Origin of the sequence: Microbaculum marinisediminis (genome assembly GCF_025397915.1) — a bacterium.
Taxonomy (GTDB): domain Bacteria; phylum Pseudomonadota; class Alphaproteobacteria; order Rhizobiales; family Tepidamorphaceae; genus Microbaculum; species Microbaculum marinisediminis.
Window position 1 is genome coordinate 64729 of sequence record NZ_JALIDZ010000014.1, and the last position, 22937, is coordinate 87665.

18 protein-coding genes are annotated in these 22937 nt (G+C 67.8%); 9 read left to right on the forward strand and 9 right to left on the reverse strand.

Going from position 1 to position 22937, the window contains the following annotated elements; genetic code table 11:
* Positions 1-4 precede the first annotated feature (4 nt).
* Positions 5-2785 carry a formate dehydrogenase subunit alpha gene (gene fdhF / locus MUB46_RS23065; RefSeq protein ID WP_261618325.1) on the forward strand — a complete coding sequence of 927 codons (2781 nt, stop codon included), beginning with the start codon at positions 5-7 and terminating at the stop codon, positions 2783-2785.
* A 629-nt stretch (positions 2786-3414) separates the two neighbouring features.
* Here the strand turns inward: fdhF and MUB46_RS23070 are convergent.
* The 4 genes from MUB46_RS23070 to MUB46_RS23085 form a co-directional block, all read right to left on the reverse strand.
* Complete coding sequence (locus MUB46_RS23070; protein WP_261618326.1) at positions 3415-4617, reverse strand: glycosyltransferase family 4 protein; 1203 nt, start codon at positions 4615-4617, stop codon at positions 3415-3417.
* Between the two features lie 19 nt (positions 4618-4636).
* Positions 4637-5779: a non-hydrolyzing UDP-N-acetylglucosamine 2-epimerase gene (gene wecB, locus MUB46_RS23075; RefSeq protein ID WP_261618327.1), complete on the reverse strand. Its 1143-nt coding sequence runs from the start codon at positions 5777-5779 to the stop codon at positions 4637-4639.
* On the reverse strand, positions 5776-6963 hold the full coding sequence (locus tag MUB46_RS23080) for a polysaccharide biosynthesis C-terminal domain-containing protein (RefSeq protein ID WP_261618328.1): 1188 nt from the start codon (positions 6961-6963) through the stop codon (positions 5776-5778). The genes wecB and MUB46_RS23080 overlap by 4 nt, the downstream gene beginning before the upstream one ends.
* 73 nt (positions 6964-7036) lie before the next feature.
* Positions 7037-9382 (reverse strand): DEAD/DEAH box helicase, encoded by a 2346-nt coding sequence (locus MUB46_RS23085; protein WP_261618329.1) that lies wholly within the window; start codon positions 9380-9382, stop codon positions 7037-7039.
* Between the two features lie 375 nt (positions 9383-9757).
* On the opposite strand from MUB46_RS23085, the gene MUB46_RS23090 reads away from it, so the two are divergent.
* The 3 genes from MUB46_RS23090 (at position 9758) to MUB46_RS23100 (ending at position 12644) form a co-directional block, all read left to right on the forward strand.
* Positions 9758-10555: an adenylate/guanylate cyclase domain-containing protein gene (locus MUB46_RS23090; protein ID WP_261618330.1), complete on the forward strand. Its 798-nt coding sequence runs from the start codon at positions 9758-9760 to the stop codon at positions 10553-10555.
* Positions 10556-10656: 101 nt separating this feature from the next.
* On the forward strand, positions 10657-11667 hold the full coding sequence (locus MUB46_RS23095) for a polysaccharide biosynthesis protein (RefSeq protein ID WP_261618331.1): 1011 nt from the start codon (positions 10657-10659) through the stop codon (positions 11665-11667).
* A gap of 68 nt (positions 11668-11735) precedes the next feature.
* Entirely contained in the window at positions 11736-12644 is a 909-nt protein-coding gene (locus MUB46_RS23100; RefSeq protein ID WP_261618332.1) for a pirin family protein, read from the forward strand.
* Positions 12645-12700: 56 nt separating this feature from the next.
* Here the strand turns inward: MUB46_RS23100 and MUB46_RS23105 are convergent, their stop codons facing one another.
* Genes MUB46_RS23105 through MUB46_RS23115 form a run of 3 tightly spaced genes read right to left on the reverse strand, consistent with a single transcriptional unit; the run spans position 12701 to position 15365 of the window.
* A complete protein-coding gene (locus tag MUB46_RS23105; RefSeq protein ID WP_261618333.1) occupies positions 12701-13294 on the reverse strand; it encodes a sugar transferase in 594 nt (197 codons plus the stop codon).
* A 9-nt stretch (positions 13295-13303) separates the two neighbouring features.
* The gene (locus MUB46_RS23110; protein ID WP_261618334.1) at positions 13304-14176 is read right to left on the reverse strand and encodes a sulfotransferase family protein; all 873 of its coding nucleotides are present in this window, start codon (positions 14174-14176) and stop codon (positions 13304-13306) included.
* Between the two features lie 7 nt (positions 14177-14183).
* Positions 14184-15365: a DegT/DnrJ/EryC1/StrS family aminotransferase gene (locus MUB46_RS23115; RefSeq protein WP_261618335.1), complete on the reverse strand. Its 1182-nt coding sequence runs from the start codon at positions 15363-15365 to the stop codon at positions 14184-14186.
* A gap of 165 nt (positions 15366-15530) precedes the next feature.
* On the opposite strand from MUB46_RS23115, the gene MUB46_RS23120 reads away from it, so the two are divergent.
* The 3 genes from MUB46_RS23120 (at position 15531) to MUB46_RS23130 (ending at position 19966) form a co-directional block, all read left to right on the forward strand.
* Positions 15531-16844 (forward strand): O-antigen ligase family protein, encoded by a 1314-nt coding sequence (locus MUB46_RS23120; RefSeq protein WP_261618336.1) that lies wholly within the window; start codon positions 15531-15533, stop codon positions 16842-16844.
* A gap of 144 nt (positions 16845-16988) precedes the next feature.
* Positions 16989-18899, forward strand: coding sequence for a polysaccharide biosynthesis protein (locus tag MUB46_RS23125; RefSeq protein WP_261618337.1), 1911 nt, complete (start codon positions 16989-16991; stop codon positions 18897-18899).
* 44 nt (positions 18900-18943) lie between these two features.
* Positions 18944-19966, forward strand: coding sequence for a ribonuclease Z (locus MUB46_RS23130; protein WP_261618338.1), 1023 nt, complete (start codon positions 18944-18946; stop codon positions 19964-19966).
* Here the strand turns inward: MUB46_RS23130 and cutA are convergent.
* The gene (gene cutA / locus MUB46_RS23135) at positions 19961-20293 is read right to left on the reverse strand and encodes a divalent-cation tolerance protein CutA (RefSeq protein WP_261618339.1); all 333 of its coding nucleotides are present in this window, start codon (positions 20291-20293) and stop codon (positions 19961-19963) included. The two genes, MUB46_RS23130 and cutA, sit on opposite strands and share 6 nt — an antisense overlap.
* Before the next feature lie 74 nt (positions 20294-20367).
* On the opposite strand from cutA, the gene MUB46_RS23140 reads away from it, so the two are divergent.
* Both MUB46_RS23140 and MUB46_RS23145 read left to right on the forward strand, forming a co-directional pair.
* Entirely contained in the window at positions 20368-21162 is a 795-nt protein-coding gene (locus MUB46_RS23140; protein WP_261618340.1) for an NAD kinase, read from the forward strand.
* 136 nt (positions 21163-21298) lie between these two features.
* Positions 21299-21649 carry a hypothetical protein gene (locus MUB46_RS23145; RefSeq protein WP_261618341.1) on the forward strand — a complete coding sequence of 117 codons (351 nt, stop codon included), beginning with the start codon at positions 21299-21301 and terminating at the stop codon, positions 21647-21649.
* Positions 21650-21681: 32 nt separating this feature from the next.
* On the opposite strand, the gene MUB46_RS23150 is transcribed toward MUB46_RS23145, so the two are convergent.
* Complete coding sequence (locus MUB46_RS23150) at positions 21682-22755, reverse strand: DUF2336 domain-containing protein (RefSeq protein ID WP_261618342.1); 1074 nt, start codon at positions 22753-22755, stop codon at positions 21682-21684.
* Positions 22756-22937: the final 182 nt, after the last annotated feature.

The following is a 22937-nucleotide window of genomic DNA, read 5'->3' on the forward strand; positions in this document are numbered from 1 at the left end:
CGCCATGACCGAACACGTCCGCTTCACCCTCGACGGCCGCGAGGTCGAGGCCGCGTCCGACGAGACGATCTGGCAGGTCGCCCAGCGGCTCGGCACCGACATTCCGCACCTGTGCTATGCGCCCGAGCCCGGCTACCGCGCCGACGGCAATTGCCGCGCCTGCATGGTCGAGATCGAGGGCGAGCGCACGCTAACCGCTTCCTGCGTGCGCAAGCCGGCCGCCGGCATGGTGGTGAAGACCGCGTCCGATCGCGCCGAGACGGCGCGCGCGATGGTGATGGAACTGCTGATCGCCGATCAGCCGGCAAAGGCCGACGCACACGATCCTTCGTCGAAGCTCTGGTCCTGGGCCGAGCGCATCGGCGTCACCGAGAGCCGGTTTCCGGCACATACGCCCGCCGAGGTGCCCGCGCCCGATCCCAGCCATCCGGCCATGCGGGTCAATCTCGACGCCTGCATCCACTGCAACCTGTGTGTCCGCGCCTGCCGAGAGGTGCAGGTCAACGACGTGATCGGCATGTCCGGCCGCGGCCACCACGCCAGGATCTCGTTCGATTTCGACGACCCGATGGGCGCCTCGACCTGTGTCGCCTGCGGCGAGTGCGTGCAGGCCTGCCCGACCGGCGCGCTGATGGAGGCGCGCCTGCTGGGCGAGGACGGCGTCCGCGTCGCATTCGAAGAGGAAACGATCCAGTCCGGCTGCCCGTTCTGCGGCGTCGGCTGCCAGATCGACTATCACGTCGCCGACGGCAAGATCCTATATGCCGACGGCGCGCCCGGCCCGGCGAACCAGAACCGACTTTGCGTCAAGGGCCGCTTCGGCTTCGACTATCAGTCCAGCCCCGAACGGCTCACCGTGCCGCTGATCCGCCGCGACGACGCGCCGAAGGACACGGATCTGCGGCTCGATCCCGCCAATCCCTACACCCATTTCCGCGAGGCGACCTGGGAAGAAGCCCTCGACCGCGCCGCCGCCGGCCTGAAGACGGTGATCGACCAAGACGGCCCCTCGGCGCTGGCCGGCTTCGGCTCGGCCAAGTGCTCGAACGAGGAAGCCTATCTGTTCCAGAAGCTGGTGCGCGTCGGCTTCGGCACCAACAATGTCGACCACTGCACCAGGCTGTGCCACGCCTCGTCCGTCGCCGCGCTCATGGAGGCGATCGGCACCGGCGCGGTGACGGCGCCGTTCAACGCGGCCGCCGACGCCGAGGTCATCATCGTCATCGGCGCCAACCCGACCGAGAACCACCCGGTCGCGGCGACCTTCATCAAGAACGCGGCGAAAGCCGGCAAGCGGCTCTACGTCATGGATCCGCGCCGGCAGATGCTGTCGCGCCACGCCACCCGCCACCTGCAGTTCAAGCCGGGCGCCGACGTCGCCCTGCTCAACGCGATGATCCACACGATCATCGAGGAAAACCTGTACGACCGGCAGTATGTCGCCGCCCGCACCCACGGCTTCGAGGAGCTGGTCCGCAATGTTCGCCAGTTCCCGCCGGAGAAGATGGAAGAGGTCTGCGGCATTCCCGCCGAGGTGATCCGCGAGGTCGCGCGCGACTACGCCCGCTCCGAAGCCTCGATCATCTTCTGGGGCATGGGCGTGTCGCAGCACGTGCACGGCACCGACAACGCCCGCTGCCTGATCCAGCTCGCGCTGATCACCGGCCAGGTCGGCCGCCCGGGCACCGGCCTGCATCCCCTGCGCGGCCAGAACAACGTGCAGGGCGCTTCCGACGCGGGGCTGATCCCGATGGTCTACCCCGACTATCAGTCGGTCGCGAAGGCGGAGATCCGCAACCTGTTCGAGGATTTCTGGGGCACGGACCTCGATCCGGAACCCGGCCTCACCGTCGTCGAGATCATGGACGCGATCCACGCCGACGAGATCAAGGCGATGTACGTTCTGGGCGAGAACCCGGCGATGTCGGACCCCGACCAGAACCATGCCCGCGCCGCGCTGGCCAAGCTGGACCATCTCGTCGTCCAGGACATCTTCCTGACCGAGACCGCCTATTACGCCGACGTGATCCTGCCGGCGACGAGCTACTACGAGAAGTGGGGCACCTTCACCAACACCAACCGGCAGGTTCAGATCGGCGAGCCGGTCGTCGCTCCGCCCGGCCAGGCGCGGCCGGACTGGCACACCGTTCAGGAGATCGCCCGCCGGCTCGGCCTCGACTGGGCCTACGAGGGCCCGGCGCAGGTCTTCGCCGAGATGAGCCAGGTGATGCCGTCGCTGAACAACATCACCTGGGACCGGCTGGTGCGCGAGCGCTGCGTCACCTATCCGTGCGACAGCGAGGATGGCCCGGGCAGCGAGATCCTGTTCGCCGAATCCTTCCCCACAGAGGACGGCCGGGCCAAGATCGTCCCGACAAACATCGTCCCGCCCGACGAGCTGCCGGACGCCGACTATCCGATGGTGCTCACCACCGGCCGCCTGCTGGAGCACTGGCACACCGGCGCTATGACCCGCCGCGCCTCCGTCCTCGAAGCGATCGAGCCGGAGCCGACCGTTGCCATGAACCCGCGCCAGCTGCGCGACATGGGGCTAGAGGCCGGCGACACGGTCAGGGTCTCCACCCGCCGCGGCGAGATCGAGCTGAAGGCGCGCCGCGACCGAAACGTGCCGCAGGGCATGCTGTTCATCCCCTTCTGCTTCGAGGACGCGGCGGCCAACAAGCTGACCAACCCGCAGCTCGATCCCTTTGGCAAGATCCCCGAGTTCAAGTTCTGCGCCGCCCGCGTGGAACGCGTCGGGGAAACGGCGGAAGCGGCGCAGTAGAGGGGACGGGATTGCCGGGTCAGGCCCAGGCATGACAATAGGGAGCCACGCGGCAACCGCCCATTGGGCCCTGGATCAAGTCCAGGGCACGCCTCTGTTCATGGGGCACGGCCTGAGCGACAAACACAAGCCGCGTGTCCCGGACCCGATCCGGGACCCATTCGGCGTAACCGCGCGGGATTGCCCTGGAGGCGGAAAGCGGCGCCCGCGAACGCTCGTCCGCGTCACCCCGCTCGTCATTGTCGGGCTTGTCCCGGCAATCCATGAACACCGACGCCTGCGTTCCGTTACCAGCGACGATGGCCATGGATGCCCGGAACACGTCCGGGCATGACAGCGGGGAGCCCATGGCAACCACCCACTGGGCCCCGGATCAAGTCCAGGGCGCGCCTCTGGTCATGGGGCACGGCCGAAGCGACAAACACAAGCCGCGTGTCCCGGACCTGATCCGGGACCCATTCGGCCCCTCCACGTGGAATTGCCCTAGAGGCGGAAAGCAGCGCCCGCGAATACTCGTCCGCATCACTCCGCTCGTCATTGTCGGGCCTGAACCGGCAATCTCCGGCGTATGGCACGAGATGCCCGGGTCACGCCCGGGCATGACCAGTGTTTGGAAAGGGCACGGCCCATCAATCCGACACGAACGTATCGATGAGGTGCGTCCAGCGTTCGCAGGCGGCCTTGCGGCCGAAATCGCGCTCGGCGAGCGCCGCGATGCGGGGCTTGAGGCCCTGGTCCGCCGCGAAACGATCCCGCGCGGCGCGGATGGCAGCGGCGACCGCCGCCGCGTCGCCCTGAACGGCGATGCCGGCATCGTTGTCGTCGAGATAGTGCGCCAGCGCGCTGTCGGTCTCCATCAGCGCCAGCACCGGCAGGCCGGCGGCCATGTAGGTCATCAGCTTGCTCGGATAGGAGACACGGTGCATGCCGGGAACGAGCGAGATCACGCCGAGATCGGCGGCGCGCGTCAGCCGGAATGCCTCGTTGGAGGGCAGCCGCGGGGTGAAGCCGACATGGGCGAGGCCGCGCCGCGTTACCGTCTCGCGCAGCTTGTCCTCGGCGACGCCGGAGCCGATGAACTGAAGCGTGATCCCCTCGTCCGGGCCGATCAGCGCCATCGCCTCGACCAGCAGGTCGAGGTTCTGGAAGCGGCCCAGATTGCCGGAGAACACCAGCCGGAAGACAGCGTCGTCCCGCTGCGGCGGCGGCTCGTCGCCGGACAGCTCGGCCTGGACGAAGTTGTTGACGACGTGGAACGCAACCGCCCCGTTGCCGCCCCTGTCGGCGATGGTGCGCATCATGTCGTCGGACAGGACGACGACGGCGGCCGAGCGCCGGCAGGTCCACGAGTCGACGGAGGCCAGCAGCCGGATCCAGAAGCGCTTCAGCGCGCCCGGGGTCTCGCCCGAGGCGTAGCGCCAGACCTCCGGATAGATGTCCTGGACGTGATAGAGGAAGCGGGCGCCGGACCCGCGCGCGGACAGGACCCCGTAGAGCCCGCCGACGATCGGCGGCAGCGTGTTGGTCCACACCAGGTTGAACCGGTGGCGCGCCGCGTAGGACAGCACCGCGCTTTCGAACAGGATCACGTTGAGAAGGCGGCGCAGGAAGCCGCCGGTTTCCCGCAGAAGTGGCAGGCGAATGATGCGCACGCCGCCCTTGAACTCGCGTTTCGGCAGCGTCTCTCCCTGCCGGCCCTGATAGGAGGGCTGGCCGGTCACGACATAGACTCGGTGCCCGCGCCCGGCGAGGTGCTCCGCCAGCGTGCGCAGCATCGAGCCGAGCGGCGGCGTGTCCGGCCAGTAGTGCCGATAGATGATGAGGATCTTCACCTCGCCCCCCGACGCGCGATCAGGAGGGACGCGGATCGATGCCGACCCAGCGATGCATCAGGCCCGCGGTGCCGAGCACCAGCGACACGACCCGTGCCGACGTGTCCGCGATCGTGTAGTCGGGCGGGCACACCGGCCGCTCGCCGGCGGCGAACCGCGCCGTCTGCCAGGACACCGCGTCGACGACGGTCTGCGCGTCGATCCCGGTCAAGAGCATCGCCCCGGCCTCGACGCCTTCCGGCCGCTCCGTGGCGTTCCGGAGCGACACCGCCGGAAAGCCGAGCATCGCCGCCTCCTCCGACAGCGTGCCGGAATCCGAGATCGTGCAGAAGGCGTTCTTCTGCAGCTTGACGTAGTCGAGCAGCCCGAACGGTTCGTGGAAGCGGACGCCGCCGATATCGTTGCCACCGATCTCGGTGCCGCCGGCCTCCTCCAGCCGCCGCTTCAGGCGCGGATGGGTCGACACCAGCACCGGCCGTTCGAAGGTCTCCGACAGCCGCGTCAGCGTCTCGGCGACCTTTGAAAGATGCGCCGGGTTGTCGACGGTCTCCTCGCGGTGGACGCTGGCGACGAGATAGTCGCGCGGCGCGATCTCCAGCCGCGACAGCACGTCGGAGGCCTCGATCCGGTCGGCGTAATGCTCCAGCACCTCGCGCATCGGCGAGCCGGTCAGCGCGATGCGGCGGGCGGGAAGCCCCTCGGCGATCAGGTTGCGGCGGGCATGCTCGGTATAGACCAGATTGACGTCCGCGATGTGGTCGATCATCCGCCGGTTGATCTCTTCCGGCACGTTCCAGTCGAAGCAGCGGTTGCCCGCCTCCATGTGATAGACCGGCACGCGCATGCGCTTGGCCATGATCGCCGACAGCGCGGAATTGGTGTCCCCGAGCACGACCAGCGCGTCGGGCCGTTCCGCCGTCAGCACGCGCTCCGCGCCCGCCAGGATGTTGCCGAGCTGGGCGCCGAGGCTGTCCGACTTGACGTCGAGATGGTGGTCCGGGGCGCGCAGGCCCAGGTCCTCGAAGAATACGTCCGACAGCGTCCGGTCGTGGCTCTGGCCGGTATGCACCAGCACGTGCTCGCACGCCTCGTCGAGCCGGGCGATGACGCGCGACAGGCGGATGATCTCCGGCCGCGTGCCGAGGATGGTCATCACTTTCATCGCGCGATCACCTTTCCGGGGGTCTCGTTGCCCGCCCCGCCTGTCGTTTCCGCCCCGGCTGCCGCCTCCAACTCGACCGGCACCCGGTAGGTGTCCGGCGCGGCGGGGTCGTAGAGCTCGTTTGACCAGAACATCGCGATCATGTCGCCGGACCCGGTATTCGTCAGGTTGTGGGTATGCAAGGTCGGCATATCGACATAGACGGGTTTTTCGCCGGAGACCCGGAAGCGCATGATCTCCGCGCCGCAGATGCGCCGGATCGCGATCTCCGCCTCGCCAGAGATGACGACGAAGCGCTCCACCTTGCGGAAATGGAAGTGCTCGCCGCGGGTGAAGCCCGGGTGCGTGTTGGAATAGTGGACCTGCCCGCCATTGCCCTCGCGGATCGCCTCGACCAGCGTGCCGCGCTGGTCGGTGTGCCGCTCGAACGCGACCGGGTAGTGGTCGGGATAGAGATAGCTGCGATAGGTGTTGAACAGGTCGCGGGCGAAGGGATCGCGCAGATCGGGAATGAAGTGCGCGCGGTAGCCCGAATCCATGTCCTTCAGCGTGTCGAGCAGCGCCGAAACCGTGATCCGGGTCCCTGACGGCCGCCACTCTTCCGTGGCCCCCTGCGCGATCAGGTCGCCAATTCCGCAGGCCACCTGATGGGCATGCAGGAACGCGATCTCGTTGTCGACGTCGACCTTCGGCTCGCCGCCGGTCGCCAGCAGGTGGCAGAAGGTCGAGACCACCGAGTTGTGGAACGCCCTGCCGCCCTCGCCGAACACGTTCGGCAGGATCATGTCGGTGAAGGCGCCACCGGACGTCGCCGCCCATCCCGACAGGATCTCCGAGGCCTCGCGCTTCGACCGGCCATAGGTCCCGTGCGTGCCGGTGTCGCGCTCGGCCAGCGTCGACGACGAATGCAGCACGTGCGGCGTTCCGCCGAGGCGGTCGAGCGCGTCCACGAGCGTCCGGGCGAGCCGCACGTTGGTTTCGCGAATCTCCGCGTCCGCGCCGCGATTCATCGCCGCCAGATGCACGACGGCGTCGCAGCCTTCGAGCAGCCCGGCGAGCGACTCAGCGTCGGTCCACGCGGCTTTCGGCACGCGCACGACCTGTGTTTCCGGCTGTACCGACAGCCAGGCGCGCGCATGCCAGCCGATCAGGCCCTTCGCGCCGGTGATGGCGATCTTTCTCATGGCGCGAAAAGGACGGCGTGGGCGTCCCAGAGTCAAGACGGCGGACCCGGGACGCACGCCCGACGAGCCACAATCAGCGCGGCTTGCCCGGCCCCGACTTCCGCTTCAGCCCGCCGGCCCCGGACGTCCCGCCGGACACACTGCCCTTGCCACCCTTCGGCCGGAACGCCTTCGCGGCACCGGGCTTGCCACCCGGTTTTCCGCCCGGTTTGCCACCCGGTTTGCCCCCGGGTTTGCCCCCGGGTTTGCCCCCGGGTTTTCCGGGCCGCTTGCCCGCCGGCTTTCCGGTCGCCTTCCTTCCGGGCTTCCAGTTCGGATCGAGCGCGGGATTCGGTCCCTTGCGCGCCGGCCGCTCGTCGCCCGAGCGATGTTCCGAATCGTCAACGCGTTTCGGTTTCGGGGCGCCGTGGTCCTCCTGCGCGCGGTCGTCGCGTTCGCGGGGATCGTAGGGCTTCTTTGCGAACGGCTTCTTCTCGTACGGTTTCTTGTCGAACGGCTTCTTGTCGAACGGCTTCTTGTCGCTGCGCGGCGGCCGGTCCCAGTAGGGTTTCGTCTCCGCGGAGACGGTCGTCTCATCGGAGAACGGCTTCTCCCCATACGGCTTCCGATCGCCGTGGGGCTTCCTGTCGCCATACGGCTTCTTGTCGCCGTATGGTTTCTTGTCCCGGGGCGGCTTCCTGTCGCCGTACGGTTTCTTGTCCCGGGGCGGCCCCTTCCGCGCATAGGGCTTCCGCTCGTCGTCGAAGCGCCCCTCGGACTCGTCCCCGGCCTCAGGCCGCGGTGCGCGAGTCAGGTCCGGCATGCCCTCCAGGCGCGCCACGCTGACGTTCCGCTCCAGCGTCATCTCCGGGCCGAGCGCCGCCTCGAAGGCGTCCGCGCTCTCCGCCGCGATCTGGATGTAGGTCGCCTCGTCCTGCAGCTTGATCCCCCCGACGTCGCGCTTGGTGATCCCGCCGGCACGGCACACCATCGGCAGGATCCAACGCGGCTCGGCGCGCTGCCGGCGCCCGATCGACAGCGAGAACCACACGCTGTCGTCGAAATCCTCGCGCGGCCGTCTCGGCACCTCCGGTGCCCTCTTTTCCGGCTTTCTCAGGTCCTGCGGGGCGATTTCGGCCAGTTCCTCCGGGGCCGAGTGACCGGCGCGGCAGCGGCGCAGGAAGGCGGCGGCAACCTGTTCGGCGCCGTGACGCGCCAGCAGGTCCTGAACCAGCGTCTGCTCCTCCTCCGTCACGGGGTCTGCGAGGGAGGGGTCGGCGAGCAGGCGCTCGTCGTCGCGCCGGCGCACCTCGTCGGCGGTCGGCGGCTTGCACCAGTCCGCATCGATGCCGCCATTGGCCAGCAGGCGCTCGGCCTGCCGGCGCCGGTTGTTGGGCACGATCAGGACGCTGACGCCCTTGCGCCCGGCCCGCCCTGTCCGGCCGCTGCGATGTACCATGGTTTCGGCGTTCGTCGGCAGGTCGGCGTGGATGACGAGCTCGAGGTTCGGCAGGTCGATGCCGCGGGCGGCCACGTCCGTGGCAATGCACACCCGGGCGCGCCCGTCGCGCATGGCCTGCAGCGCGTGCGTCCGCTCGTTCTGGCTCAGTTCGCCCGACAGCGCCACCACGGCGAACCCGCGGTTGTTGAACCGGGCGGTCAGGTGGGTGACGGTGGCGCGCGTCGCGCAGAACACGATGGCGTTCGTGGCCTCGTGGAAGCGCAGCACGTTGATGATCGCGTTTTCCTTGTCGTAGGACGCGACCGGATGCACGCGGTATTCGATGTCCAGGTGCTGCGCCTGTTCTTCCGTGGTGGTAACGCGCACCGCGTCGCGCTGGAATGTCTTGGCCAGTTTGGCGATGGTGTGCGGCACCGTGGCCGAGAACAGCAGCGTGCGCCGTTCCGACGGCGCGGATTCCAGGATGAACTCGAGGTCCTCGCGGAAGCCGAGATCGAGCATCTCGTCCGCCTCGTCGAGCACCACCGCCCGCAGCGCGGAGGTATCCAGCGAGCCGCGGCGGATATGGTCGCACAGGCGGCCCGGCGTGCCGACGACGATATGGGCGCCGCGTTCGAGCGCGCGCCGCTCGGTCCGGTAGTCCATGCCGCCGACACAGGAGGCGAGCCGCGCGCCCGTCTCGCCATAGAGCCATTCGAGCTCGCGCCCCACCTGCATCGCCAGTTCCCGGGTCGGGGCGACGACAAGCGCCAGCGGGGCCTGCGGCTGGTCGAACCGGTCGGCGTCCTCGAGCAGCGTCGGTGCCAGGGCCAGACCGAACGCGACGGTCTTGCCGGACCCCGTCTGCGCCGAGACCAGCAGGTCCTCCCCGCTCAGTTCAGGCGCCAGAACGGCCGTCTGCACGGGCGTTAACGCAGTATAGCCGCGCTTTTCGAGCGCAGCGCCGAGCGCCGGAACGACGCCTTCAAACTCTGTCATGTCGTGTCTTTCGGGATTCCTGTTTCAGGCGCCTGCCCGTGGCCAGTCACGGGATAGGCGCCTGTCGCCGCGATCTTGAAGAAGGCGGATCGATATCGTCCGGCTTAGTTAAGTGTCGGCGCGTTGAATGTACAGAACGACGCGCACCGCCTGCCTCCCGGTCAATCGCTGAAAGCGCCGGTGATGGCGGTCCGTCTCATGGCGGCGAAAAGGACGGCGTGAGGGGCGCAAAGTCAAGGGGCCGCAGCGGGAAATACACGCGATTGGGTCGCCAGCCACCGCTCTTGGCCCGCGCGCCTCCGGCCCGTCCGTGGCGCCAAGGCACGTGGTGACCGGATCGCGGAAACATGCTAGTAATTAGGCGGTGAAACAGCCATGTCACCGCAACCCAACACCGGCGAGGAAGCCAAACTGGAGGCGTGGCGGGAGGTTCTGAGCGAGGGCCACCCGTTCCATAAGAACCTGCGCCGCGTGATGCATCTCCTGCCCGGCACGCCGCGCTGCAAGATCTGTCACAACCCCTTCGGCGGCGTCGGCGGCCGCATCTGCGCCGTGCTCGGTTTCCGTCCGTCCAAGAAGAACCCCCACATCTGCACCATGTGTTGCGAGAAGATGCCGCTGGGCGGGGCGGAGATCGAGACCGCGATCCTCTTCGCCGACGTTCGCGGCTCGACGGAACTGGCCGAAAAGCTCGGCCCCGCGCGGTTCGCCGAGATCCTGAACCGGTTCTACGTGACCGCCACCGAGGTGCTGATCCGTCACGACGCGACGGTGGACAAGCTCATCGGCGACGAGGTGATGGCGTTCTTCATTCCCGGCTTCTCGGGTCCCGACTTCAAGATAAAGGCGGTCGAGGCCGGCAAGGATCTGCTGCGCGCGCTCGGCTACGACGGCCGCCATTCCCCGCTGTTGCCCGTGGGGATCGGCATCGACGCCGGCACGGCCTTCGTCGGTAATGTCGGCCGCGAGGATTACTTCGACTTCACCGCGCTCGGAGATCCGGTCAACACCGCTGCCCGCATCCAGGCGGCCGCCGCACCCGGCGAACTGCTGATCGGCGAAACCGTGTTCCGGGCCGTTGCCGAACGGTATCCGGGCAGCGAGACGCGACTGATCCGGGTCGCCGGCAAACAGGACCCGCTCTCGGTCCATTCCATGACCCTCGCCGCCTAGGCGGCCGCTCCCCGTACAGTGGCGCGCCGAGGGCGCGTGAAACCTCTCAATTGCGCCCCGCGTCCGCTTGTGGCACATGAGCAGCCGCACAAGGCGTTGATATGCAAGGCAAGACCATCCTCATCACCGGCGGCACCGGCTCCTTCGGCGGGGTCATGGTGCGGCATGCGCTGGCGCAGGGCGCCGGCGAGATCCGCATCCTGTCGCGCGACGAGGAGAAGCAGGACGCCATGCGCAACCGGCTGCGCGAGCCGCGGCTGTCGTTCTATATCGGCGACGTGCGCGATCCAGGCAGCGTCGACATGGCGATGGCCGGCGCCGACATGGTGTTTCACGCCGCCGCGCTGAAGCAGGTGCCCTCCTGCGAGTTCTTCCCGATGGAAGCCGTCCGCACAAACGTGGTCGGCTCCTCCAACGTCATCGACGCGGCGATTAAGCATGACGTCGATCGGGTCGTGTGCCTGTCGACCGACAAGGCCGTGCTGCCGATCAACGCCATGGGCATGTCCAAGGCGATGATGGAGAAGCTCGTCCAGGCTGCCTCGCGCCGCCGCAACGGCGAAGGCACCGTCGTCGCCTGCGTCCGCTACGGCAACGTCATGTACTCGCGCGGCTCGGTGATCCCGCTGTTCCTGAAGCAGCTCCGCGACGGCGGGCCGATCACCGTCACCAATCCGCAGATGACGCGGTTTTTGCTGCCGCTGATCGATTCCGTCGCCCTCGTCGAGCACGCCCTCACCCACGCCGAGCCCGGCGACGTGTTCATCAAGAAGGCGCCGGCCTGCACCATCGGCACGCTGGCCGAGGCGATGAAGGCGCTGTTCGAGGCCGACGTCGATATCCGCACCATCGGCGTCCGCCACGGCGAGAAGCTGTTCGAGACGCTGGCGACCGCCGACGAGCTGGCGGGCGCCGAGGATCAGGGCGACTACTGGCGCATCCGCATGGACGGGCGCGACCTCGACTACGCCTCCTATTTCTCCGAAGGAAACCCGGACGTCGCCGAGATCGAGGACTACACCTCGCACAACACCGAGCAGCTCGATCTGGAAGGTGTCGTCGACCTTTTGTTGACCCTGCCGGAGATCAGGGCGGAGCTGGGCACGGCCTAGGGACTGGACAGCCGGCGTTCCGTCCCCATCTATGGCGGTACCGACCAGTAACACCCCGGAGGTCTTCGATGTCGATCCGCCCCGTCAAGAGCATCCACGAGGCAAGCCCGACGATGGAGGGCGCCGGTGTCAAGCTGCACCGCGCCTTCGGCTTCGGCAACACGAGCGAATTCGATCCCTTCCTGCTGTTCGACGATTTCCGTAACGAACGGCCCGAGGATTACCTCAAGGGCTTTCCCTGGCATCCCCATCGCGGCATCGAGACGATCACCTACGTTCTCTCGGGTTCCGTCGACCACGGCGACAGCCTGGGCAACCGGGGCACGCTGGGCGCCGGCGACGTGCAGTGGATGACGGCCGGCAGCGGCATCATGCACCAGGAGATGCCCAAGGGTGACGCCAAGGGGCAGATGCACGGCTTCCAGCTCTGGGCCAACCTGCCCTCGTCGCTGAAGATGACCGAGCCGCGCTATCAGGACATCGAATCCGCCGCGATCCCCGAGATCATCGACGACGACGGCACCATCGTGCGCGTCGTCTGCGGTGACTTCTGGGGCAAGCGCGGCCCCGTCGACGGCATCGCCGCCGATCCGCGCTATCTCGACGTGTTCGTGCCCGCCGGCGTCCGCAAGCGGCTTCCGGTGGAAACCTACCGGCAGGCCTTCGCCTACGTGTTCGAGGGCTCGGGCACCTTCCGCGACGCGTCGAAGCCGTTCGGCGTCCTGACCGAGCGCGGCACGCCCGAAAACGAGGTGCTCATACGCGAGCAGACCGGGAATCGCTCCCTGGTGCTGTTCGATTCCGGCGACGAGGTGACCGTCCAGGCCGGCGACGAAGGCATTCGCTTCCTGCTGGTCTCCGGCAAGCCGCTGAAGGAGCCGGTCGCCTGGTACGGGCCCATCGTCATGAACACCCGCGACGAGCTGCGCCAGGCAGTCTCCGAGCTGAACGACGGGACGTTCATCAAGCACCGCTAGAGGCTTGCAAGGGGCCCGTGTCGCGCCGCCAGCCGGGCGCCGCCGACCGGGCCCCGTCAGCCGAACAGCCCGCGTATCGTCCGGCCGATGATCGCCAGGTCGAGGCCGAAGCTGCGCCGGTCGAGATAGTCGAGGTAGAGCGCGATCTTCTTCGGCACCACCTCCTCGAGATAGGTTTTCTCCGGATCGGCGGCGCCGGCGAGCACCGCCTCCTCGTCGCGGAACTCGAGCGTGGCGAGATCGGTGATGCCGGGCCGCACCGCGGTGATCCGCTCGCGTGCCTCGGCGGGATAATGCGCAAACATTCCAGGGACTTCCGGCCGGGGGCCGACAAACGACATCGCCCCGCGCAGGACGTCCCAGAGCTGCGGCAGCTCGTCAAGCTTGGTGCGGCGCAGGACCGCGCCGACGCGGGTGATGCGCGGATCGCCGCCCGCTGTGATCTTCGGCCCCGCGACGGGCCGCATGGTGCGGAACTTATGGATGCGGAAGAGCCGCCCCCGCAGCCCGACCCGGTCCTGGCTGAACAGCACCGGCCGGCCGGAATCGATCAGGATCGCGATCGAGATCGCGGCCAGCACCGGCGACAGCACGATCAGCCCGGCCAGGCTCGCAGCGATATCGAAGGCGCGTTTGGTGAAATCCTGCACCGTTTCCCCTCAGCCGTAGCCGTATTCGGCGATCAGCGCCTCGACGGCGCGCCGCGTGTCGCCCTCGATCGCCTCGGGCAGCGCCGATTGGCGATTGCCCGACGCCCTGACGCGCTCGGAGAACACACGCGCCGCCAGCGCGTCGTCGTCAACGCCGAGGAACGACCAGATCCGCCGCAGCGCCTCGGGGCCGCCGACGAGTGCCTCGTAGTTGACTGAAATCCCGCGCTCGGGCGGCAGATCCGCGAAAAACCGATCGATCGTGCGCACCGACGAGAGCCACTGGCGGGCGCAGACGGTCTCCAGGCTCTCGGTTTCGAGATCGGTGCGAATGCCGGGATAGCGCGCGCCCCACATGTGCAGGCCGCGCTTGTGGCCGAAGCGACCGCTGAGCGCGTTCAGCGCGTACCAGCCCATGTAGCCGAGGTCTGCCGGCCCGAACAGCCGGAGCTTGCGCCGGAGATGGCCGGTATCCGGCGGCGCCTTCCAGGCGTCGATGGTCGACGCGATGACGCGGCGCGGATCGCGCGTGATCCGCACGTAGAGCGCGTCCGGCAGCACCGCCTCGACGAAATCCGGCCTGAGCGCGTTGCCGACGGTCTTTTCCACGACGAACCGCACCTGCGGCCACGACGCGCCGGCATTGCGGCGGGCGATGCCGGTCAGCCGGTCGCGGATCCGCCGTGCCACGGCCGGGGTCGCGGTGCCCGGCGCGAACGCGTCGTTGGGCCGGCGGTCGTTGCCGATCCGCCAGATGTGGTTGACGTCGAAGGGAATGGCGGCGATCTGCGGATGCGCCGCGATCAGGTCGCGCAGCATTGAGGTGCCCGAGCGCGCGGCCCCCAGCACGACGACGAAACGGCGATCCGGATTGTCCGCCACGGCGGCCCTAGCCCCCGGCGGCAACGCGCCGCCCGGCCGTCAGCGTGTCGCGCACCGCGCCGATCACCGCCCCGATCTCGGCCTCCGTCATGTCCGGGAAAAGTGGCAGCGTGACGAGGTTGGTGAACGCGTCCTCGGAAACCGGGAAATCCTCCGGCTTCAGGTCGTAGCGCTCCTTCCAGTAGGTCATCCGGTGCAGCGGCGCGTAGTGCATGCTGGTGCCGATACCCAGCTCGGTCATCCGGGCGATGAAGGCGTCGCGGTCGAGCGGCGCATCCGCGTTCAGGCGGATCGGGAACAGATGCCAGGAATGCCCGCCCTGCTCGCCCCTCACCGGCAGCCGCGCCGGCAGGTCGGCGAAGGCGTCGAGATAGCGCTCGGCGATGGTCGCGCGCTTCTTGCAGAGGCCGTCGGTCTTTTCGAGCTGGCGCACGCCGACGGCGGCGGCGAGATCGGACAGGTTGTACTTGAACCCCGGCGCGACGATGTCGTAGCGCCAGCCGGCCCCGGGCTTGCGGAAGCGGTCGAAGGCGTCGCGGTCGATGCCGTGCAGCCGCATGATTCGCGCCCGTTCCGCCAGGTCCCGCCGTGGCGTCACCAGCATGCCGCCCTCGCCGGTGGTGATCGTCTTGTTGGCGTAGAAGCTGAACACCGTCGCCGCCGTGCCGTGCGACCCGATCAGCCGGCCCTGCCAGCGCGTCGGCAGCGCGTGGGCGGCGTCCTCGACGATTTCGATGCAGTGCCGGGTGCAAATCGCCGAAATCCGGTCGAGATCGCAGGAGAGCCCGCCGTAATGCACCGGCATGACCGCCTTCGTGCGCTCGTTGATGGCGGCTTCGAAGGCGGCCGGATCGAGGCACAGGGTCTCGGGATCGACGTCGACGAGCCTGACTTCGGCGCCGAGATACCGCACCACCTCCGCGCTCGCGGTGAAGGTCAGGTCCGGTACCACGACCTGGTCGCCGGGGCCGATGCCAAGCGCCTCGAGCGCGAGATGAAGCCCCGCCGTCGCCGAATTGACGGCGATCGCCTCGACATCGCCGCCCAGATAGGCGCAAAAGCCCTCCTCGAACCGGCGCGCGCGGTCACCGGTCGTAAGCCAGCCGCCGCGAAGCGTGGCCACGACCTCGTCGATCTCCTCCTCGCCGATCGAAGGGCGGAAAAACGGAACCTTGATGCTCTCGCTCATCGATGCTACCGGCGCATCCTGCGTTAGTTGGGGCCGTGAAAGCGCGGCGGCCACGAACCGCGCCGGCAGCTAAACGCCCAAGGGACGCCCGATCAACACTTTTCCCACCGCGACACCGGCCCCGGAAGCCGGTAATCTCGCCGAACAATCAGGTCCCCGCGACGAATGGCATCGACGATCAGCTTGATTTGGCGGCACATTGCGGACGATGCCCGGCAGTGGTGGCGCGCAATCGAGAAGGTTGCCGCTGCGATCGGTGCGAAATGGCTGCGCGATGCCTGCATGACCACGCTGTTCGTGGTCGCACCGGTGGTGATTCTCTATTCCAGCCGGTCCCTGCCGACGGTCGTCGCCGTCGGCCTCGCGTTCGCGGTCGCGTTCGCGCTCGCCGCCCATGTCACACGCGGTGAGGCCTCGCTCGGCCGGAAGATACTGGCGAGCCTCAACCCGGCGAGCCACCCGTGGTGGGTGTCGTGTACCCTGCTGCTGCTCGTCTACGCGGCCGTGTCCAGCAGCTGGGCGCTAGGGCCCGAAATGGCGCTCGAGCAGTCGATCAAGATGATCGCGATGTTCTTCGTGATCCTGATCCTGCACGGACTGGCGCCGCCGCTCGAGAGACAGGCCCAGCGGGTCGGTGCCGCCGTCGGCATCGCCCTCGCCGCCCTTGTGCTGATTTTCGAACTGTCGACCAACACCGGTTTCAGGCTTTCGGTCTACGGCCCCAATCCGGCCTACATGAACCGGTCCGTCGTCACCCTCAGCCTGCTGATGTGGCCCACGCTCGCCCTGACGACGGGCCCCTACCGGCACTGGATTCGCACCGCCCTCGTCGTTCTGGTCGCCGTCGCCGTCTTCGTTTCCAAGAGCGATTCGGCACTGCTGGCGATTGCCGCCGGCCTGTTCGTGACCAGCCTGGCGCTGGTCAGCAACCGGCTCGCGGCGATCGGCGTGATCGTCGTCGCCGCCGTGGCGTTCATCGCGATGCCGCTGACCGTCCAGGTGATGGCCGATCTCGCCGCCGAAACCGGCGCCGACGCCATGGTCGATCTCAGCACCGAGCGACGGCTGGATATCTGGCGGGAGTTCTCGCAGGTCGCGCTGATGCACCCGGTTCTGGGCTGGGGCCTCGAATCATCCCGCTACTTCGGAATGTGGGATATTCCCGGCGTCGACTGGTCGATCGGCCCTGTTCACCATCCGCACAATCCGATTCTGCAGATCTGGGTCGAACTCGGCGCCATCGGCGTGGCGCTGGCCGGCCTGATCATGATCGGGATCGTGCTGTCGATCCCGCGCCTGCCGGGGCGCCGGCGCTCCTTTGCCTACGGTGCGATCACGGCGACGCTGGCGATTTCGAGCGTCAGCCATGGCGCCTGGCAGATCTGGTGGATCTGCGTCTTGATGCTGGTCGTCGCCCTGTTCGCCATCCGCGAACACTACCCGGACGACACGCCGCCGCCTGCCGAAACCGCCCGATAGAGCGCATTTTTGCCGCGTTAGTGCCTGTTTTCCACTACATATGGCTGTCACATACGGGTTGGACCTGAAAGCGCACAGGGTGTAAGGACTGCGGGTTGTTTACGTCCCGACATGCTGAACCGGATGCGATTTGCTCCTAGCCCTTTGACGCCGAAGAGGCTCGCCGCCTTCACCCATGACCTGGTGATGACCGCTGCGGCTATCGTCATCGGCTATTATCTGCGCTTCGGCACGGGCGCGTTCATCTTCCGTCTCGACGACATGGCCATCCTGTTCGCGACGGTTCTTCCCTTCGCGGGCGTGGCCTACTGGGCGTTCGGCCTCTATGCCGGGATCTGGCGATTCGCCTCGATTCCCGACCTCATAAACATCATCAAGGCGGTAACCACCGTCACCGTGTTCCTGGTGGTGCTCGATTTCGCCTCGCGCGGCGACATCGTCGTGCCGCGAACCATCGTGTTCTCGACCTGGTTCATCCTGTGCGCCCTTCTCGGCGGCCCGCGGATGCTCTACCGCATCTATCGCGACCAGCGGCTGCTGAAGCGCGGCCATCGCCGGGGCCACGGCGCGATTCCCGTGCTGATCGCCGGGTCTGGCAACGAAGCCGAGATCATCATCCGCTCGCTGGAGACCAACGGCTCGGAGCTGATCACGCCGGTCGGCATGATCTCCTCGAAACAGGCCCATATCGGCCAGCGCATCCGCAACGTGCCGGTGCTCGGCCATTCCGAGGACCTCGAGCGCGTCGTCCAGCGCCTCTCCCAGCGCGGACAGGCGCCGCGCCGGCTGATCCTTACCAACGAGGCGCTGACCAAGGAAAAGGACATCGAGTCGCTGATTTCCTCGGCGCGCAAGCTCGGCCTCAGCGTCGAGCGGCTGCTGCGGCCGGCCATGGAGGGCGCCGACGGCGACGGCCGCATCCGCCTCACCCCGATCAACATCGAGGACCTGCTGGGCCGCTCCACCCGCGAACTCGACTACACGATGATCCGCAAGCTGGTCGCCGGCCGGCGCATCCTGGTGACCGGCGGCGGCGGAACGATCGGCAGCGAGCTGTGCCGGCAGATCGCGTCGATGAGCTGCAAGCGGCTGATGATCGTTGAGAACGCCGAGTTCGCCCTCTACGACATCACCAAGGACCTGAAGCGCGATTTCCCCGGCGTCCCCGTCGATGGACGGCTGTGCGACGTGCGTGACCGCCACAAGATCACGACGCTGATCGAGACGTTCGCGCCGGATATCATCTTCCACGCCGCCGCCCTCAAGCATGTGCCGATCGTCGAAAGACACATCGCCGAAGGCATCCGCACCAATACGGTCGGGACGGTGAACGTCGCCGACGCGGCGCGCAAGATCGGCGTCAAGGCGATGGTGATGATCTCGACCGACAAGGCCGTGCAGCCGACCTCGGTGATGGGCGCCACCAAGCGCGCCGCCGAAAGCTATTGCGAGGCGCTCGACGCGCTGGCCTACGCCGCCAGCAACCGCGTCAACGGCAACGGCAACCGCGAGACCCGCTTCATGTCGGTGCGCTTCGGCAACGTCCTGGGATCGAGCGGTTCCGTCGTGCCGCTGTTCCGGGAGCAACTGGAACAGGGCGGCCCGATCACCGTCACCCATCCGGACATGAAGCGCTACTTCATGACCATCAAGGAAGCGGTCAGCCTCGTGCTGATGGCCTCCGCGCTGGGGCTCAACAGCCGCGAGCGCATCTCGATCTTCGTCCTCGACATGGGCCAACCGGTCAAGATCATCGATCTGGCCGAGCAGATGATCCGGCTTGCCGGCTACGAGCCGCACCAGGACATCGCCATCGAGTTCACCGGCGTGCGCGAGGGGGAGAAGCTTCACGAGGAACTGTTCGACGCCAGCGAGCCCCTGCACCCGACCTCGCTGGACGGGATCATGGCCGCCGAGCCGCGCGCGCTCGTCCCCGAGGCGCTGATCGAGGAGATCAGGCGCCTCCAGGCCGCGACCAAGGACGGCGACGACGAGACCATGCTGTCGCGGCTGTCCGCCGTCGTCCCGGAATTCACCCGGCACCGGCTGAACTGACCCGGGCGGCGACAGTCGCCCCAGAAATCCGCTAGAAGGACGTCATGTCCTCGCGGTTCCACCCGGTCCTCGTCAACGAGCCGTTCTCGGATCCCGGCCTCTATGTCGAGCTCATGTTCGAGAAGCGGGCGATCCTGTTCGACCTCGGCGATCTGGGCGCACTTTCGCCGCGAAAACTGCTGCGGGTGAGCGACGTTTTCGTCTCCCACATGCACATGGACCATTTCTGCGGCTTCGAGCGGCTGCTGCGCGTCGTCCTGGGCCGCAAGAGCGCGCTCAGGCTCTACGGGCCGCCGGGCTTCGTCGATGCCGTCGGCCACAAGCTCGCCGCCTATACCTGGAACCTGGTCGACAACTACGACACCGACCTGACGCTGAGCATCACCGAAATCGCCAACGGCGGCGACCGCCGCACCGTCGACTTCCGCTGTCGTGCCCGCTTCCGCCCCGAGAACGAGCGCTTCGATGTCGCCCCCGACGGCCGGCTTCTCGCCGAATCCGGCTTCTCCGTCCGCGCCGCCGTCCTCGACCACGGCATCCCCTGCCTCGCCTTCGCGCTGGAGGAACGCGCCCACGTCAACGTCTGGAAGAACCGCATCGAGGATCGCGGCCTGCGGGTCGGTCCCTGGCTGCGCGACCTCAAGGAGGCGATCCTGCGCGACGATCCCGACGACACCCCGATCCGCGCCCGCTGGCGGGCCGACGACGGCATCGTCGAGCGAACCGTTCCCCTTGGCACGCTGCGGGGCGACGCAGCGACCGTCACCGCCGGCGCCAGGATCGTCTATGTGGTCGACGCCGCCCCGAACGCGGCCAACATAGCCCGCATCCTAGATCTCGCAACGGACGCAACGGTGCTGTTCATCGAATCGGCCTTCCTCGACGCCGACACCGACCGCGCCCGCGAGCGCCACCATCTCACCGCCCGGATCGCCGGCGACATCGCCGCGCGCGCCGGCGCGCAGCGCCTCGTCACCTTCCACTATTCGCCGCGTTACGAGGGCCGCGGCGACGAACTCGCGGCCGAGGCGGAGGCCGCCTTTCGCAAGCCCCGCCAGGGCCTATGAGGCCGTCTGCGCCCTGAGCCAGTCGGCATAGGGAGCATTCACCGCTTCGGGCGCCAGCGTGATCATCGCCGGCACCTCGTAGGGGTGCAGCTCGGAAAGCGCCTCGAGCGTGGCCGCAAGCCGCCCCGCCCGTGTCTTCACCCACATCGCCACCTCCTCGTCGCGGGACAGCTCCCCCTGCCACTCGTAGATCGAGATCATGCGCGGCAGGATGTTGACGCAGGCCGCCAGCCTGCGTTCGACCAACACGCCGCCGCAGCGCTCGGCATCCTCCAGCGTCCCGAAGGTCGTGTAGATCAGTCGGATCGGATCGGTCCTGTCGGCCATTGTTTCCCAAGCCTCCGTTGGAATTGCCCGATGTATCGCTATAGTGCCGCCAGCATTCGCCGGGAAAAAGCCGCATGGCCGCGCCAGCACAGCCCTCACGCAACAATTTCCACTCGATCGCGTTTCTGGCGAGCCCGATCGACGAAGCCGAGGACGCGCGCGACCGGCTGAGCACCCGCTACGGCGGCGTCGAACCGGACGACGCCGACGCCATCGTCGCGCTCGGCGGCGACGGCTTCATGCTGCAGACCCTGCACCGGTTCATGAACTCGGGAAAGCCGATCTACGGCATGAACCGCGGCTCGGTCGGTTTTCTGATGAACGAATATTCCGAGGACGACCTCATCGAGCGTCTCCGGGAAGCCGAGACCGCCGTGATCCGCCCGCTTTCGATGCGGGCGACCGACAGCGACGGCCGCGAGCACACCGCGCTCGCGATCAACGAGGTCTCGCTTTTGCGCCAGACCTATCAGGCCGCCAAGCTGCGCATCCTGATCGACGGCAAGGTGCGCCTCGGCGAGCTGATCTGCGACGGCATTCTGGTCGCCACCCCGGCCGGATCGACGGCCTACAACCTGTCCGCCCACGGCCCGATCATTCCGATCAACTCGCCGCTGCTTGCTCTCACCCCGATCAGCCCGTTCCGCCCGCGTCGCTGGCGCGGCGCGCTGCTGCCGAGCGAAGCCCGGATCGACATCGAGATCCTGGAAGCGGATAAACGGCCGACCAACGCCGTCGCCGACCACACCGAGATCCGCTCGGTCGTCCACGTCCATGTCGAGGAAGCCAAGGGCGCCTCGGCGCTGATGCTGTTCGATCCGGGCCACAATCTCGACGAACGCATCCTGGCCGAGCAGTTCGGCTACTAGAATCGTTCAAACACCGTCGATTCCGTTCAGCCTTCATTAAATCTGTCCGCGCAATTGTGTGGACGGGTCGCGTCTTTTACGGGGACGCTGAGTTATGCGTAGCGACAAGGTTGACGGGGCGGACAAGAATCACGGGGTGGCTGGTCCCACGCGGGTCGAGCTTCACCCGGCCGCCAACACCGCCGCCCAGGGGCTCATGAGCGCCATGGCGGTCGAGTTCGACCGCTGGATGGCGGACGAAGTGGAGGAGCTGGCCGAAACCGTTTCGGTCGCGGCCGGTTCGGCCGAGTCCGCGCATATGCGCGATCATTTGCATCAGCTTGCCGAACAACTCGTCCGCCAGGCCGAACTGCTCGGCTATCCCGATGTGATGCGGGTCGCCGAGCGCCTCAAGCGCCAGTTCGATCCTTCTGTCGACGGGTCGCTTGTCGACCTCGGCGAGATCGATCTGCGGATCATCGAGTTGCGCGCGCTGCTGCAGCGATAGGCGCTCCCTCGGCCCACGGAAATCGTCGTGCCTCAGGCAGCCCGGAAATAGCCGCCGGCCTCGCTGCGGGCCTCCTCGCGCGCGGCTTCCGCGGCGAGCCGCCCGATCAGCGCGAAGAACTCGTCGACCTCGCCTTTCGTGAACGACTGATGCAGGGTCAGCGCCCGTTCGAGCATGCGCTGGCCCATGCGCACCTGCCCGCGCAGGCTTCCGTCCGGCGCATCCTCGCGCAGCACGGCGACGACGGCGCGCAGCGCCGGTAGCGAGGCCGCGGGCAGCTTGGCGCGCCGATAGAGCGCGGCCAGCCCGCGTCCGCTGTGGTCGTCGAGCAACGCCAGCACCCGCTTGACCGGCGTTCCCGACAGGATGGACAGCGCCTCCTCGACGAACTGGACATTGCCCAGGCACAGGGCGCGGATCATCAGGGCCGGCGTCATGCGCCGCTCGGAGACGAGCATGTCCACCAGCGAGCGCAGGCGCGCGCCTTCGCAGGTCATCGCAAGGTCGATGACGGCGCGGTCGCGCGCGTCCGCCATCACCTTCTTGGCCCGCTCCGGCGGCATCCAGTCGTGGAAGGCGACAAGCTCGCCGAGCGCGTCCGACAGCCCGTCGATCAGTTTCTGGCGCAGCGTCACCGGAAGCTCGGACCGCTCCAGCAGCGCGTTTCGTACCGTGGCGTCGTGCCGGTGGCGGTCGACCATGCGCCGCAGCGCTGTCATCGTGACGCTCGCACCGGGGTTGTCGAGCAGCGCGACGCAGGCCTCTGGCCCGCCCACCTCGGCGATCGCCGCCGCCAGGCCGACGCTCACCTGCGGTCGCGTGGCGATCGCGACCCGGGCGCGCTCGTAGCCGCCGCCGACGATATCGACCAGTTCGGATTCCCGCAGCACCGGCGAGCGCGACAGGATGATGGCCGCGATATCGGCCTGATCCTCGGCGAGCGCGCGAATGACCACCGGCGGCGCGGCCGGCGCATCCGCCAGGCCTTCCGCCATGACCCGGCGCACCCGGGCCGACGGGTCGTCGAGGATCGCCGTCAGCGCGATGATCGCGTCCGCCCTATTCCGTTCGTCCAGCGGCGTTTCCAGATAAACGCGCACCAACACCCGAACGATGTCCGCGCGTTCGGACGAATTGCCTTGCGAGAGCCTATCGAGAAAACGCCTGACAAGCATCGACCGGTACCCTGGCTGGTGCCCGCCCGACGCCGGACGGGCTATTCGACTGATGTCCTATGGTCGGCCCAAACACTTAAGGAACCGTTCACCATAAAAACCTCTGGTTTCCG